This window comes from Mariniflexile sp. AS56 (assembly GCF_030552475.1).
In the GTDB taxonomy this organism is placed as follows: domain Bacteria; phylum Bacteroidota; class Bacteroidia; order Flavobacteriales; family Flavobacteriaceae; genus Mariniflexile.
This window is the reverse complement of the sequence record NZ_JAUPED010000009.1, coordinates 110,104-126,847: the sequence shown is the minus strand read 5'-3', so window position 1 is coordinate 126,847 and position 16,744 is coordinate 110,104. Positions and strand designations below refer to the sequence as shown.

Genomic DNA, 16,744 nt, shown 5'->3' with positions numbered 1-16,744 from the left:
AGGATATGGTTTTTAATATTATAAGGAATCTAAATACGATGTATGCACATGTATACGCACTGTTAGCTAAGTTTGGTACTACTCAACGATAAAAGCCCCCTTCATCATCATATAATGACCTGGGAAACTACATAAAAAATCATAAGTTCCAGCTGCTGGTGCATCAAACTCGATGGTCGTTGTTTGCCCACCACCAATTACATCGGTATGTGCAATAACATCTTGTTCAGAACCTTTTGGGATGTATTTATTATCTTTTGAAGTTGCTGCTTTTGCTGCAAATGATGCCAAATCAACGCCTTGATTTAAAAGCACGAAGTTATGCCCCATTACGTTAATATCTAGTTTACCTTTATGCCTAAGTGTTAATTTAACTTTTTTACCAGCTTTAACTCTTATTTCTGTTATATCAAATTTCATTAAATCAGTACCCACAAGAACAACCGTTTCAACGTCAGCGTCTTTAGCTACTGTTTCTGTTTTGGTTGTTTCTGTGTTTTCATAGGTAAAACCTTCTTTCTTTTTCTCTTCTTTTCCGCCACAAGCTATTAGCATTAAACAAGATAAAACCAACCCCGATACAAACTTTAGTATTTTCATTTTTATTACTTTATTTATTAAAACTCATCGTTTTAAGTTAATTAATTCGCATACCAGATTACTGATAGTAAAACCAAATATACATATCTATATTAAATTACTAGTGCAGGATTCTTCACTGAAAAATATTGTACTAAACAAGGGGTAGTATAAATACTACCCCTCTATTTAATTGAGAATAAAGTTAATTAAAAATGTGCTAAATAGAAAATTTAGACTTTTGATTAATTTATAAAATATAATCGGTACTAATGAAGTTAGATGTTTTCTTATCTAATAATTCCTTTACAATAGCATTGTTGTAGTCGTTATCTTTTGAAGCTACAAAGGTTCTAATTGAAAATGAACGTAATGCATCATGAACACTCAAGGTACCAAATGCAGAATCTTTTCTTCCTGTAAATGGATATACATCTGGACCACGTTGGCAAGAACTATTCAAATTCACACGACACACTAAGTTTACTAACGTATCAATTAACGGCGATAAGGTATTGATATCTCTACCAAACAAACTTACTTGTTGTCCATAATTAGATTCTGCCATATCGTGTAAAGGCTCTTCAATATCTGAAAACGGAATTACAGGAATTACGGGTCCAAATTGCTCTTCACTATATACTTTCATACTTGTATTAACAGGATACAAAACGGCTGGAAAAATAAAATTATCGGTTACAACCCCGCCTTTTTCATTTAAAATTTTGGCTCCTTTTTCTAAAGCATCTCCTATTAATTCTTTAATATATCCAGGTTTCTCAACTTCAGGAAGTGGAGTTAGTTTCACTCCTTGCTCCCAAGGGTTCCCAAACTTAAGGGCATCTACTTTGACTGTAAAACGTTTATTAAATTCATCGACAACAGACTCGTGTACATATAATACTTTTAAAGCAGTACAACGTTGCCCATTAAAAGATAAGGTTCCTGCAATACATTCATCAACTGCTGAATCTAAATCAGCATCTGGCAATACAATCGCAGGATTTTTAGCTTCTAAACCTAAAACCATACGCAATCTATTTCCTTTAGGATGTACCGCTTGTAAAGCATTCGCAGATTTACTGTTACCAATTAAGGCCAACACATCTATTTTCCCTGATTGCATGATTGGAGTTGCCAACACACGTCCACGACCGTAAATTACGTTAACAACGCCTTTTGGAAAACTATTCTGGAAGGCTTCCAATAATGGTGAAATTAATAAAACACCTAATTTTGCTGGCTTAAAAATTACAGGATTCCCCATAATTAAAGCTGGAATAAGCAAGGTAAATGTTTCGTTTAATGGGTAATTATAAGGTCCTAAACAAAGAACAACACCTAATGGACCTCTGCGAATGTGTGCATAAACACCGTCACTTTTTTCAAACTTAGCAGAATCTCTATCTATTTGTTTGTAAGCTTCAATGGTATCGTAAATATAATCGACGGTTCTGTCAAACTCTTTTTGTGAATCGGGTAAATTCTTCCCTATTTCCCACATTAAAAGTTTCACAATAACCTCGCGCTTGGTTTTCATTTGTTCTACAAACTTTTCCATGCAAGCAATTCTGTCAATCACTTTCATGGTAGGCCATAAACCTTGCCCTTTGTCGTAGGCTCCTAATGCTGAATTAAGCACTTCTAAAGCTTCTTTTTCGCCTAATTGTGGAATCGTCCCCAATAAGGTTGGTTTGTATTCTGAAGTTGAAGATATGGTCGAATAAACCTCGGCAGTTTCACCCTTCCATTCAATCAATTCGCCATTGCTTAAATAGGTGGATTGGTGTAGTAAGGTATGTATTTTATAATGTTCTGGAATTTCAAATAAAGTCGTGCTCATGGTTTAAAATTATATGTTAATAGCTATTGCTAATATACCCATAATTTAGAACAAAGCCTCTCAGAACGGGGCGCCTGACTTAAGAAATACCATATTCTTAACAGACTATTTACATGTCCTGAAAATGTATAAGGCTCAAACGTTTTCGCCAATTAATTCAAAAAACAAAACCTATTTTTTAAACCAAGAATTGAAATAAATCGGGTTTATTATTAAGATAATCGCCGTAGAAGTTACGCTGTTTCATTTTAGCTATTAATGGTTCCAAATCGGTTGCCGATTTCAATTGAATACCAACCACTGCCGAACCATTTTCACGGTTTGTTTTCTTGGTATACTGAAAATGGGTAATATCATCATTCGTACCCAAAATATCGACCACAAATTCCTTTAAAGCGCCTGCACGCTGCGGAAACAATACAATAAAATAATGCTTTAAATTGGCATACAATAAAGCACGTTCCTTTATTTCGGCGGTACGTGTAATATCATTATTACTACCACTTACCACGCATACCACGTTTTTCCCTTTAATTTCTTCAGCATAAAAATATAATGCCGAAATACTTAAAGCTCCTGCTGGCTCTACCACAATAGCGTCTTTATTGTAAAGCTCTAAAATGGTTTCGCAAACCTTTCCTTCTGGCACAGTCATCATACTATGCAAGTTGGTTTTACAAATATTGAATGTTAAATCGCCCACACGTTTTACCGCTGCACCATCTACAAACTTTTCAATATGTTCTAACTCGGTGTTTTTGTTATTTTTAATAGAGACCGACATAGAAGGCGCCCCTTCGGGCTCTACACCTATAATTTTAGTATTAGGTGATAATTCCTTAAATACGGTGGATAAACCGGAAGCTAAACCACCGCCACCAACTGCGATAAACACATAGTCTATGGGTTCGGTTGCTTGTTCTAAAATCTCTAAACCAATGGTTGCCTGCCCTTCAATTACTTTTTTATCATCAAATGGATGAATAAACATTTTTTGAAACTCCTTACACTCCAACATGGCTGCGTGATACGCATCATCGTAAGTGTCTCCAATAAGTTTAATTTCAATAAAATCTTCACCAAACATTTTTACCTGCTCGACCTTTTGGTTAGGTGTTGGCGCAGGCATGTAAATAGACCCTTTAATTTTTAATAATTTACACGACAAGGCAAAACCCTGCGCATGGTTCCCTGCACTGGCACATACCACGCCATTTTGAGACTCTTCTGCCGTAAGTGAGCTTAGTTTATTATAGGCGCCTCTTATTTTATAAGAACGCACTTGCTGAAGGTCTTCACGCTTTAAAAGAATATGCGCGTCAAACTGTTTTGAGTATCTTAGGCTAGGGCTTAAAGGCGTAACTGCCGATACCTTTTTAATGGTATCGGCAGCTACTTTTACATCTTTAAGACTCGGAAAATACGTGTATTTATCCTTGTTCATTAATTAATGAATTTTATATCTATAACATGTTACAGGTTTTAAAAACCTGTAACATGTAGATTGTATTATACTATTGGCTTCATAGCCGTCATAGACGCTCTTAAGAAAGAACCCACTTTTTCAACTGGGTGATCTCTTAACGCTTTGTTTACAGCAATTAACTTCGCATTATCTACTGCTTTTCCATTGTCTTTAGCATACGCTTTACCAATAACATCTGTATCGATATTTTTCATAAAATCGGTTAATAAAGGCTTACAAGCATGATCGAATAAATAACAACCATATTCTGCAGTGTCAGAAATAACAGAGTTCATTTCATATAACTTACGTCTTGCAATCGTGTTCGCGATAAGTGGCGTTTCGTGTAATGATTCGTAATAAGCAGAAGCATCGATAATACCAGAATCTGTCATAGCTTCAAACGCTAATTCAACACCAGCTCTAACCATAGCTACCATTAATAAACCGTTATCGTAGTATTCTTGTTCTGAAATTTCAACATCACCAGCAGGTGTTTTTTCAAATGCTGTTTCAGCTGTTGCAGCTCTCCATCCTAATAAATCTTTATCATCATTAGCCCAGTCAGCCATCATTCCGCTAGAGAAACGACCTTCCATAATGTCATCCATATGTTTTTGGAATAACGGACGCATGATATCTTTTAATTCTTCTGAAAGTTCAAAAGCTTTAATTTTTGCAGGGTTAGAAAGACGATCCATCATATTGGTGATACCACCATATTTAAGACCTTCAGTAACAGTTTCCCAACCGTATTGAATTAATTTTGAAGCATATCCAGCATCAATTCCTTTTTCAACCATTTTATCGAAACAAAGAATAGATCCTGTTTGTAACAAACCACAAAGGATAGTTTGCTCACCCATTAAATCTGATTTTACTTCGGCAACAAAAGATGATGCTAACACACCCGCTTTATCACCACCAGTTGCAGCAGCATACGCTTTAGCTTGTGCCCAACCTTTTCCTTCTGGATCGTTTTCTTCGTGAACCGCAATTAAAGTTGGCACACCAAAACCTCTTTTATATTCTTCTCTTACTTCAGTTCCTGGACATTTAGGAGCCACCATAATAACTGTTAAATCTTCACGAATTTGAGTTCCTTCTTCAACAATATTAAAACCGTGAGAATATGATAAAGTAGCACCTTTTTTCATTAAAGGCATAACCGCTTTTACTACACTTGTATGTTGCTTATCTGGCGTTAAGTTTAACACTAAATCTGCTGTTGGAATTAATTCTTCGTAAGTACCAACTGTAAACCCATTATTAGTTGCATTTACAAAAGACGTACGTTTTTCTGCAATTGCTTGAGCTCTTAAAGTGTATGAAATATCTAAACCAGAATCTCTCATGTTTAACCCTTGGTTAAGTCCTTGAGCACCACATCCTATGATTACAATTTTTTTACCTTTTAAAGCATTTACACCATCTTCAAATTCTGAAGAGTCCATAAATCTACATTTAGACAATTGAGTTAGTTTATCTCTTAACGATAGTGTGTTAAAATAATTTCCCATTTTTAATTTTAGTTATTATGATTATTGAATGCTTGTAGCATTTCGGTTACTTTCATTTCATCTTTTGTTACTGCAATACGTCCTGCACGAACAAATTGCATAATGCCAAACACATTTAAATCTCTATATAAAGATTCAATTTCGTTTCTTTTACCCGATTTCTCAAGCACAAAAAACTCTTTGTTTACGGTAACTATTCTAGCATTACTATCTTTTATTATATTTTGAATTTGAGGTTCTTCAAATAATAAAGCCGATCTTACTTTAAACATACAAGACTCTGTATAAATAGTTTCTTCGTCTTTATGGTAATAGGCTCTAATAACTTCAACCTGTTTCTCTAGTTGCCCAACAATTTTTTTAGCTTGAGCTTCCGCCATATTAACAACAATTACAAATCTATTAACACCTTCAATTTCCGATTGTGAAGTTGTTAAGCTTTCTATATTAATATGTCTGCGTTGAAAAATAGCTGATATACGATTCAACAAACCAATGTTGTTTTCTGTATATATTGAAATCGTTAATGTTTTTATTTCTTCGTTCATTTCTTTCTGAATATTTAGCTTAAACGCACTTCTGAAACCGATGCACCTGTTGGTATCATTGGAAACACATTACCTTCCTTTTCAACACAAACTTCAAGGAAATACGATTCTTTAGAAGCAATCATTTCTTTAACAGCATCAGCAAGCTCTTCACGTTTTGTAACACGTTTTCCTGCTATATGATACCCTTTTGCAATGGTTACGAAATCTGGATTTGTCATTTCGGTAGACGCATAACGCTTATCGAAGAACAATTGTTGCCACTGGCGCACCATTCCTAAAAACTCATTGTTTAATACTACAATTTTCACTGCTGCTTTTTGTTGAAAAATGGTGCCTAATTCTTGAATATTCATTTGGTAACCACCATCACCAATAATAGCCACAACTTCTCTTTCTGGAGCCGCCATTTTAGCACCAATAGCTGCTGGTAAAGCAAAGCCCATTGTCCCTAAACCACCCGAAGTAATATTACTTTTGGTTGTTGTAAACTCAGCATATCTACAAGCTATCATTTGATGTTGACCAACATCTGAAACAATAGCAGCATCTCCTTTTGTTTCTATATTTATTTGTTTTAATACTTCTCCCATGGTTAAACCTTCTTTAACTGGGGAAATATCACCTTTTATAACTTTATCAAATTCAATAGCGTATAAATCTTTGAATTTTTGCAACCAATCGGCATGCTTATTTTCATTAAGTAATGGCAATAACCTAGCTAAACTATCTTTTGAATCGCCTAAAACAGCCACATCTGTTTTCACATTTTTATCAATCTCTGCTGGATCAATATCAAAATGAATGATTTTAGCTTGTTTTGCATAGGTGTTTAAACTTCCCGTAACACGGTCGTCAAAACGCATACCAATAGCAATAAGTACGTCGCACTCGTTGGTTAACATATTAGGTGCATAATTACCATGCATACCAACCATACCCACATTTAAATTGTGTGATGTTGGAATCGCTGATGCTCCTAAAATAGTCCATGCAGAAGGAATACCAGCCTTCTCCATAACTGCCTTTAATTCGTTTTCCGCTTGACCTAAAATAACACCTTGCCCCCAAATGATAAACGGTTTTTTTGCTGAATTAATTAATTCGGCTGCCGCAGAAAGGCTTTCCGGCTTTGTTTTAGGAATTGGAATATAACTTCTAACACCTGTACATTTTTCGTATTTAAAATCTAGCTCACTTACCTGCGCATCTTTTGTAATATCGATTAATACAGGTCCTGGACGACCACTTTTCGCTATATAAAAAGCTTTTGCCAACACCTCTGGGATATCGGCCGCTTTGGTAATTTGATGATTCCATTTAGTAACTGGCGTAGAAATACCAATAATATCGGTTTCTTGAAACGCATCTGTACCTAATAAATGTGAAAACACTTGACCTGTAATACATACCATTGGAGTAGAATCTATTTGCGCATCTGCGATACCCGTAATAAGATTCGTTGCTCCCGGGCCAGAAGTTGCAATAGCAACACCTACTCTTCCCGAAATACGTGCATAACCTTGTGCTGCATGTGCTGCACCTTGTTCGTGACGTGTTAATACGTGATGTATTTGGTCTCTAAACTTATATAACTCATCATAAACTGGCATAATAGCACCTCCAGGATATCCATAAAGAATATCAACCCCTTCTGCTAATAAGCATCTTATAATTGCTTCACTTCCTGTAATACGCATGGTTTCTTCCGCCACTTCTTGTTTTTTATTTGCTGTTTGTGTATTCATGTTTACCTTATTAAAACCCTTCGACTAAGCTCTGGGTGACATGAGGTTCCTACTTACGCAAGAACTAGAATGCATCAGTAACACAACCTTTTGAAGCTGATGATACTGATTTTGCATATTTATATAATATTCCTTTTTTGTGTTTCAACTCTGGAGCAACCCATTGTGACTTTCTTTCAGCTAGTTCTTCATCTGAAATAAGTACATTAATAGTATTGTCTTCAGCACTAATTCTAATAGTATCTCCCGTTTTTAAAATTCCTATGGTACCTCCATCTTGAGCTTCTGGTGTAATGTGACCCACAACAAAACCATGAGTACCTCCAGAAAAACGTCCGTCAGTAATTAAAGCAACAGATTTACCTAAACCAGCACCCATAATTAACGACGTTGGTTTTAACATTTCTGGCATTCCAGGACCACCTTTAGGACCTACATAACGAATAACAACAACATCGCCTTTTACAACTTCACCATTAGAAATTCCTGTATTTGCAGCTTGCTCACCATCATACACCACTGCTTTACCTTCAAATAACAAACCTTCATTACCTGAAATTTTTGCAACAGCACCTTCTTCCGCAAGGTTACCATATAGGATTTGAAGATTTCCAGATGATTTTAAAGCTTTATCTTTAGGGTAAATAACATCTTGATCGTTTTCAAAAATAAGCGGTTCAACATCTGCTAAATTTTCTGCTAAAGTTTTCCCTGTTACAGTTAAACAATCGCCATGTAAGTAACCATTATCTAATAAGTACTTCATAACGGCAGGAGTTCCACCAACACCATGAACATCTTCCATTAGGTATTTTCCAGATGGTTTTAAATCGGCTATTAACGGTGTTCTATCACTTACACGTTGAAAATCTTCTAATGTAAATTCAATATCTGCCGCATGTGCAATCGCTAAGAAGTGCAATACTGCATTTGTAGAGCCACCTAAAGCGTTCACTAATGCTATTGCGTTTTCAATAGATTTTTTAGAAATGATATCCAACGGTTTTAAATCTAGTTCTAAAAGATTTTTAATGGCAATCGCTGTTCTTTCACTTTCTGATAATTTATTCGGATTTTCAGCAGGAATAGAAGAGTTATAAGGTAATGCAAACCCCATACATTCGATAGCTGAAGCCATTGTGTTTGCAGTATACATACCACCACATGCTCCTGCTCCTGGAATAGCGCTTTTTATAATTTCTCTATATTCTTCTTCTTCAATCTCTCCTGCCATTTTTTGCCCTAAAGCTTCAAAAGCAGAAACAATATTAAGTTTTCTTCCTTTATATTTTCCTGATGCGATAGTACCACCATACATCATAATTGATGGACGGTTTAAACGCAACATAGCAATCACAGCTCCTGGCATATTTTTATCACAACCTACAACAGATATAAGTGCATCATAACTTTGCGCATTCATAACTGTTTCAATAGAATCTGCTATAATATCTCTAGAAGCTAAAGAGTAATTCATACCCGAAGTTCCCATAGAAATACCATCACTAACACCAATAGTATTAAATCCTAAACCTACTAAATTTGCGATTTTACATTCAATTTTAACCTCAGCAGCCAAACCATTTAAATGCATGTTACACGGGTTACCATCGTACCCAGTACTTGCAATACCCACTTGTGCCTTCTGCATATCTTCATCTGTCAAACCTACAGCGTACAACATGGCTTGAGAAGCAGGTTGAGATTCGTCTTGAGTTAATCTACTACTATGTTTATTAAGTTTATTCATTTTTTATATGGATAATTTTATGCTTTGTCTTAATTTTTATTAATCTTTCAAAGATTTTATGATTTTCATTACAAACTCTTCAATCTCCTTAAATTAATGTCCGAAATTAATTTATTAGGATTTTACCGAGGCTAATCTTTCTTATTTAAGGTTAAATTCATTGTGTTTAAAAATAATTCAAACACCTGATTTACAGTATGTTAAATGAATATTTTTATGATGTTCAAAACGCTCAAAATATTCAATAAAAAAACCTTCCATTTCTGGAAGGCTCTTAATATTTACTAAAGTTTATAAATATGCCTTCCTAGCGATGTGAAATAATCACAACGACATTAATAGAAATGCTATTTAGTATTTGTTTCTTCATAATTAAAAAACAAATGTTGTAAATTAAAACGTAATAGCCAATTTATTCGTTAAAAAAAGGAAAAACAATTTGCTTTTCCTTTTATTTTTTTACTTTTGCAGCAGAAATAACAGAGGAAGGATTTGACTGATTGCAACCTCTTTATACCAAAAAAATTAAGGTATAAATAAAAATGCTAAAGGCAGTGTAAACTTCCTTCGACGTTCTCGTCAAATCTCCTATATAATATAAAAAAAATGGCGTATTTATTTACTTCTGAAAGTGTCTCAGAAGGACACCCAGACAAAGTAGCAGACCAAATTAGTGATGCTTTAATTGATAATTTTTTAGCATTCGATAAAGACTCGAAAGTAGCTTGCGAAACACTTGTTACCACAGGACAAGTAATTCTTGCAGGCGAGGTGAAATCGCATACTTATTTAGATGTTCAAAAAATTGCAAGAGATACTATTAACCGTATTGGCTATACAAAAGGCGAATATATGTTTGATGGTAATTCATGTGGTGTACTTTCTGCAATTCATGAACAATCAGACGATATAAACCGTGGTGTAGACCGCGCGACTAAAGAACAACAAGGTGCAGGTGACCAAGGAATGATGTTTGGTTATGCCTCTAACGAGACTGAAAACTTCATGCCATTGGCTTTAGATTTATCGCACAGAATTTTAAAAGAACTTGCTGAGTTGCGTCGTGAAAACAAAGACATCTCTTATTTAAGACCCGATTCTAAAAGTCAGGTAACTATTGAATATAGTGATGACAATGTTCCGCAACGTATCGAGGCTATTGTGGTTTCAACACAACATGATGATTTTGCTGATGATGACACCATGCTTGCTAAAATTAGAAAGGATATTGTAGATATTTTAATTCCACGTGTAGTTTCTAAATTACCAGAAAACCTTCAGACCTTATTTAGCAACGATATAAAATACCATATAAACCCAACAGGTAAATTTGTAATTGGTGGACCTCATGGTGATACCGGACTTACAGGTCGTAAAATTATTGTAGACACTTATGGTGGAAAAGGCGCACACGGTGGTGGTGCTTTTTCAGGAAAAGACCCAAGTAAAGTTGATAGAAGTGCTGCTTATGCTACCAGACACATTGCTAAAAATTTAGTGGCTGCTGGCGTTGCAGATGAAGTTTTAGTACAAGTAAGTTATGCAATTGGTGTTGTAGAACCAATGGGAATATTCATCAACACCTATGGTACTTGCCCGTTTAATATGACCGACGGTGAAATTGCCACCATCGTTTCTAACATCTTTGATATGCGTCCTTTCGCCATTGAAGAACGTTTAAAACTACGCGCACCAATTTACAGTGAAACGGCTGCTTACGGCCATATGGGGCGTATAAACGAAACCGTAACAAAAACATTTAGCCAACCAAATGGCGAAAGCATCACTTTAGATGTTGAGTTATTCACTTGGGAAAAACTAGATTACGTTGACAAAGTAAAAAAGGCTTTCGGTCTGTAATTTTTACAATTTCAAACAATATATTAAAGACCTTGTAATTTATTTTACAAGGTTTCTTTTTAAAAAAGAAACTACAAATCGTTTTAAATTTTAATTCAACCTTAAAATGATAAAGAAAAAAATCCACAGAACTTACCGCGTCTCTAAATACGTCATCTACAGAGAAACTTTGGTAGATTACAAAGAACACTTTTGGTCTTTTCTAGGCGCTTTCTGCGGTATTGGGTTAATCGCATTTTTACAATCTCAATTTTTACCTAAACTGGAAAACACCTTTTTAGTAGGGTCGTTTGGAGCTTCTAGCGTTCTAATTTATGGTGCGATTGAAAGCCCTTTAGCGCAACCTCGAAATTTTATTGGTGGCCACATCATATCTGCTATTATAGGCGTTACGGTTTACAAACTATTCCCAGACATTATTTGGCTAACAGCACCGCTTGCTGTTTCGCTGTCTATTGTTTTTATGCAAATTACAAAGACGCTTCATCCACCAGGAGGCGCCACAGCTTTAATCGCAGTAATTGGTACAGAAAAAATAAAGTCGCTAGGTTATTTATATGTGTTATCACCCGTTTTATCGGGCACACTTATTTTGTTAATGGTAGCTTTAATTTTTAATAATGCCACGTCCAATAGAAGCTATCCAGCATCAAATAGAATAAAATAAAAAAGCAAGCTAAAATTAGCTTGCTTTTTCGTGGGGAGAGCAGGATTCGAACCTGCGAAGATGAAATCAGCAGATTTACAGTCTGCCCTCGTTGGCCGCTTGAGTATCTCCCCAAAACCGAGCGCAAATATATCATTGTTTAGCAATTATGCAAAATAAAAATGCAATAACTTCTCGACTTATTTCAAAATAAAAACATACATGCTCAATATGAGCTATTTAAGTAGCATTATAATTCATAACGCAACCTAAATGATACAAATAGCGGCTGTATAAAATATTCGGTAGCACTTACAGATACCACCCCTGTATTACTAGTACTTTGTGACTTGGTATTGAATAAGTTAGTCGCTTTAATTTCATATTCAAACTTAGCATCCTTATCTTTTTTGTATGCTAACGATGCATTTAAAAACTCATAACTATTAATCGTTTTTTCATCATCACTAAAATTATTATACGAGTAATCTGTTTTAAATGTTAGTGTTTTGAACATAAGCGCATCAAACTCTATAGATGGTGATTTTGTATAATACTTGGTATTATTATTACCTTGGTTGTTATCTTGAATGCTATAACGATAACCTAACTCAACATTAGGAGCTGTTTTGAAATTGGTACGCAGTTCTGTTCTATAAGTTTGAGAAAAACTCTCGCTCACCGATTGCAAATTCTGAATAAATTGATTAAATTTTGAATAATTAAAATTACCATTAATAGAAGCTCTAATTTTGCCAAATGTACGTTGAAAACGTCCGTTAGCACTTGCACTTTCATCTGCAAGTCCTGAATTAAAAGGCGAACTTACGCGTACCACGCTTCCTGGCTCGAAAATGGACGTATTTCTAATATTATCAATGCTTTTATTATAATTAAGACTTGCGTACACATTCGTGTAATTAAACATGTTAAAACTGTAATAAGACAGATTCACATTGTGCGACAAGGCACTTTCCAAGTCTGGACTACCAGAATACAGAGAACTATAACTATTTAACACCAAACCACTCGCAAACTTAGACACGTCGGTAAATTGGGTTTGCATGCGGTAGTTTAAAGTTACTTGCTCACTCTTTTTTAACTGCATAAGCATATTAAAATCGGGCAATAATCTAAAAAAGTTGTCGGTTGTTTTTGTACTAAACTGTGTATTGTTTGTACTGTAAGCATGTGCCGACACACCAGGAGTAAAGGTGAAAATTCCAGATTTTAATCTGTAATGTGCTGCTAAATAAATATCACTAAAATTGTATTTGATATCATTAACATCTAAACCATCATTAATTGTTGGTGTTGGATTATATTTTGAATCATCATCTAAAAACTGAAAGATATCTGAGTTAAACTTTTGACTACTTAAAATGGTTCCGAAGGTGAAATTAATATCACTTTTTTTATTCAGAATGTTCCAATAATCCAATTTAGCATCGACTTGATTGGACTGCACACGCTTATCTTGAGTGATATTATAACCTATTTGAGCGCCATCTAATCCCAAATTATTTGCCGTTCCTTCATAGTTATCTTTATCTTCTAAAATCGCGTTATAAAAAGGATCTTCATCTTGTAATAAATGCTGAACCTCTAAAGCAAAAATATTAGTAGCATCAAGCGTATAGTAATAATTTAAGTTTTGATTAATGCTGTAAGGTGTCGAACCTTCCAACTCATCAATATTCCCATTAACTGTTGAGAAAAAATTCTGGTCTTGAGATTCTTTTGAAACACGCCCCAAAATATCATAATCTAATTGATTACTAGCATTAGGTTTATACTTTGCAGACAGTTTAACCATACCCAAATCACTACGTTGCATGGTGTTACTTTCTGTGCTTTCATTAGGAATACCTAACTCAGGATCGGTATACTCGACATCACGATTTTCCTGCATCTCTGTTTTACTATTAGAAAAAATAGCAAACCCACTTAAATCCAATGCTTTGTTTGGCGACCAGCTAAAATTGGCTGCACCAAACTTGGTATTAATATCTTTAGCCCTGTTATTTTGCGCTGTTAAAAAGCCTAGGCTATTTCCACCTAAACTAATATTAGTACCACTACTTCTACTTGGGTTTCTAAAACCACCTGTAAAGTTGAAATAATCACGACGTGAAAAAGCTATTTCACCTAAATTATTTAAATCTGTAATGGTATTAATGCTATATGTTGGACTGTAATAAAACAACTTTGGCTGCAGTAAATACAAGCCATTTTGGTTTGAAGCACCACCACCAACTGTTACATTACCAAACCAAAAATTCTTTTTACCTTCTTTTAGTTTGATATTAATAGCCACATTATCTTGATTATTGGTTACACCACTTAATTGTCCAACCTCAGCATAATTTTTAAGCACCTGTACCTTATCTACCGCATTTGATGGAATATTTTGAACAGCTAATTTGGTGTCGCCATCAAAAAACTCTTTACCATCAACCATAATTTTTGAAACTGTTTTACCTTCCACTTGTATTTGTCCGTCGTCATTAATTTCAACTCCGGGTAAATTTTTAAGTACATCTCCTAATTTTCGTTCCGTTCCTTTATTAAAAGAATCGGCATTATAAATTAAAGTATCACCTCGAACAACCACAGGCATTTCGTAAACGATATTGACTGCATCTAGGGTATTATCATTCAATAATGTAAAATCCTTCACAACATCCTCTCCCTTCGATTCGAATATATTCTCGCCTGTTTTCATTCCTATATAACTTATTTGAAGTTTATAGGTCGCGTTCTTTTTCAAAGTAAGCTTATAACGCCCTTGGTCGTTTGTAATGCCATAACCATCTAAGGCTTTCGTTTCTTGATTTATGGCTACAACATTAGCTAACTCTAAAGGATTCCCGATGCTATCTTTTACAACACCTTCTAATTTTATTTGCGCAAAAGCGACCGAACTTGTTACTAAAAGTAGTAACACAGATATTTTTAGTTTCATTAATTTTAAAATGGAATTAATTATAGATTTTATCTACGGCCACCGCCGCCACCTCTATTAGACCTAAAGTTTTCGCGCATTTCTTCGGTTTTCTTTTTCACAATAGCATCGTACTCTGCTTTTGTAACTTCTTTCCCTTTTGAAGGCGCTTTAATAGCATCTTTATCTTCTGGGTTTAGCACTATTTTAGAACATAAAATAGTTGTTTTATCTGCATTTACTTCCAAAATTAATCCTGGTAATCCCCAATAATCATCAGGTCCTAAATTCACAGGAATCTGCATGGTATACCAGGCGACTATTTCTATCTCTTTAGTTGCTGGTGCAGTTTCCTCTTCGCTGTTTGGCGGTCTTCTAAAACTTGTAAAATCTGTAGCATCAATCGTTTTGGTTACCGTGGCTTTAAAACATGTATATTGACCTATTTGTTTTGTTTCACCTTCCATTTTCCAATTTAATTTGGGCAATGAATCTTTTATTAAAAATTGCTTTCCAAAAAACTCTTGTTCTTGTAAAAGCAATCTGTTTTTAACACTTTTATATTGTGGCCCGCCTGTAAAGCTTCCCATCATAGCACCCCATCTGCTACCTCCACTTCCTGGAGCTTCTAGCTTTTCTTCTTCCTTATAAAAAGATTCCGATTGGTTAAAGGTTAATATGAATGATTTTTCAAGCATACTTTTCATGCGGTCTGCAATTTGTTTTCTGCGTTCATCGCTCATATCACCGCCACCAAAACTGCTCATATCCACAGAAGTTTTAGATTCGTAATAGGCTTTTCCTTGAAAATCTTTTTGAGCAAATGCCATAACGGAAGCAAAAATGGCAAAACAAGTTATACTTATTTTAATAAAATGGTGTTTCATAGCTTATTAGCTTTTTAAATTCTGATTTAAAATTAATTAGACTTAATTCGCAGTATTTAGTTTAAAAACAGAAATGTTAAAGTGTTCTTAAATTAATTAACACCGCTAATTACCAACGAATGTCTGAATTATTTTGTGAAATTTCGTATTTTTCGCTTCATTATGAAATACTTCTTACACATCCTTTTTATTGTTTCCCTCTCGGTAAGTGCACAAAACCCCATTGAAGCCTTATTGATTGAAGAAACCAAGCTAGATGCTAACGTTTTTGTGAGCACCAATAACTTTAATACCACTTTCTACATTTTAGAAAATGTATTATTTAAGCAGACTACAGAAACCAAAGGCATTGATATTGGATATAGCAACTTTCAACTAGGCAACATAACCACTGTAAACACCTTCAACCCTTTAAAAATCAATGTTTTTTACAAAGATTTTAATACGGTTTTAATTTTAGATAATCGCTTAGCCGAAATATTTAAAGTTGATTTTAATAGCCTTCCCGATTACAAAAATGTATCGCACGTTTCTACAGGGGCTGATAACACTTTGTGGATTTTTAATGAAAACACACAGCAATTAGAACTGTTCGATTATAAAACCAAAACCACGCGCGCGCAAACTTTACCCATAAAAAATACTGTTATAGACATAAAAAGTAACTACAACCAGTGTTGGGTACTTACCAAAACACAACTATACGTGTATGATTATTTTGGAAATCTATTAAAAAAGATAGGAAACAAGGGATATGAATCACTAGCAACAGACAACGAAAACCTTGTTTTTAAGAAAGATAACCGTTTGTTCTATTTAAAAAAAGATACAGATACAATCACCCCTATTGCACTGCCTAATTTGTTGATAAATCAGTTTTTTGTAACCAACGAAACCTTGTATATTTACAGCGACGAAACCCTACATAAATACCAATTAAAAATCGACTAACCT

12 protein-coding genes and 1 tRNA gene are annotated in these 16,744 nt (G+C 34.7%); 3 read left to right on the top strand and 10 right to left on the bottom strand.

From position 1 onward, the window contains the following. Nucleotides 1-78: 78 nt before the first annotated feature. The 7 genes from Q5N74_RS12400 to ilvD form a co-directional block, all read right to left on the bottom strand. Nucleotides 79-600 (bottom strand): azurin, encoded by a 522-nt coding sequence (locus Q5N74_RS12400; RefSeq protein ID WP_304389159.1) that lies wholly within the window; start codon nt 598-600, stop codon nt 79-81. A 229-nt stretch (nt 601-829) separates the two neighbouring features. Next, nucleotides 830-2,422, bottom strand: a complete 1,593-nt coding sequence (locus Q5N74_RS12395; RefSeq protein ID WP_304389158.1) for an NADP-dependent glyceraldehyde-3-phosphate dehydrogenase — start codon at nt 2,420-2,422, stop codon at nt 830-832. A 178-nt stretch (nt 2,423-2,600) separates the two neighbouring features. Continuing rightward, nucleotides 2,601-3,866, bottom strand: a complete 1,266-nt coding sequence (gene ilvA / locus Q5N74_RS12390; protein WP_304389157.1) for a threonine ammonia-lyase IlvA — start codon at nt 3,864-3,866, stop codon at nt 2,601-2,603. Nucleotides 3,867-3,931: 65 nt separating this feature from the next. Further along, nucleotides 3,932-5,407, bottom strand: coding sequence for a ketol-acid reductoisomerase (gene ilvC / locus Q5N74_RS12385; protein ID WP_304389156.1), 1,476 nt, complete (start codon nt 5,405-5,407; stop codon nt 3,932-3,934). 8 nt (nt 5,408-5,415) lie between these two features. After that, the gene (ilvN, locus tag Q5N74_RS12380) at nt 5,416-5,955 is read right to left on the bottom strand and encodes an acetolactate synthase small subunit (RefSeq protein WP_304389155.1); all 540 of its coding nucleotides are present in this window, start codon (nt 5,953-5,955) and stop codon (nt 5,416-5,418) included. A 14-nt stretch (nt 5,956-5,969) separates the two neighbouring features. Then, nucleotides 5,970-7,703 carry a biosynthetic-type acetolactate synthase large subunit gene (gene ilvB, locus Q5N74_RS12375; protein WP_304389154.1) on the bottom strand — a complete coding sequence of 578 codons (1,734 nt, stop codon included), beginning with the start codon at nt 7,701-7,703 and terminating at the stop codon, nt 5,970-5,972. 64 nt (nt 7,704-7,767) lie between these two features. Continuing rightward, the gene (gene ilvD, locus Q5N74_RS12370) at nt 7,768-9,453 is read right to left on the bottom strand and encodes a dihydroxy-acid dehydratase (RefSeq protein WP_304389153.1); all 1,686 of its coding nucleotides are present in this window, start codon (nt 9,451-9,453) and stop codon (nt 7,768-7,770) included. Between the two features lie 606 nt (nt 9,454-10,059). Here ilvD and metK point away from each other — a divergent pair. Further along, a complete protein-coding gene (gene metK / locus Q5N74_RS12365) occupies nt 10,060-11,313 on the top strand; it encodes a methionine adenosyltransferase (protein WP_304389152.1) in 1,254 nt (417 codons plus the stop codon). Between the two features lie 106 nt (nt 11,314-11,419). After that, a complete protein-coding gene (locus Q5N74_RS12360; RefSeq protein WP_304389151.1) occupies nt 11,420-11,980 on the top strand; it encodes an HPP family protein in 561 nt (186 codons plus the stop codon). A 31-nt stretch (nt 11,981-12,011) separates the two neighbouring features. Here the strand turns inward: Q5N74_RS12360 and Q5N74_RS12355 are convergent. The 3 genes from Q5N74_RS12355 to Q5N74_RS12345 all read right to left on the bottom strand — a co-directional run bounded on the left by Q5N74_RS12355 (nt 12,012) and on the right by Q5N74_RS12345 (nt 15,790). Continuing rightward, nucleotides 12,012-12,093: transfer RNA gene (locus tag Q5N74_RS12355), tRNA-Tyr, on the bottom strand. Nucleotides 12,094-12,209: 116 nt separating this feature from the next. Then, nucleotides 12,210-14,924, bottom strand: a complete 2,715-nt coding sequence (locus Q5N74_RS12350; protein ID WP_304389149.1) for a TonB-dependent receptor — start codon at nt 14,922-14,924, stop codon at nt 12,210-12,212. A 29-nt stretch (nt 14,925-14,953) separates the two neighbouring features. Next, entirely contained in the window at nt 14,954-15,790 is an 837-nt protein-coding gene (locus Q5N74_RS12345) for a GLPGLI family protein (protein WP_304389148.1), read from the bottom strand. 162 nt (nt 15,791-15,952) lie between these two features. On the opposite strand from Q5N74_RS12345, the gene Q5N74_RS12340 reads away from it, so the two are divergent. Further along, the gene (locus Q5N74_RS12340; protein WP_304389147.1) at nt 15,953-16,741 is read left to right on the top strand and encodes a hypothetical protein; all 789 of its coding nucleotides are present in this window, start codon (nt 15,953-15,955) and stop codon (nt 16,739-16,741) included. Nucleotides 16,742-16,744 lie beyond the last annotated feature (3 nt).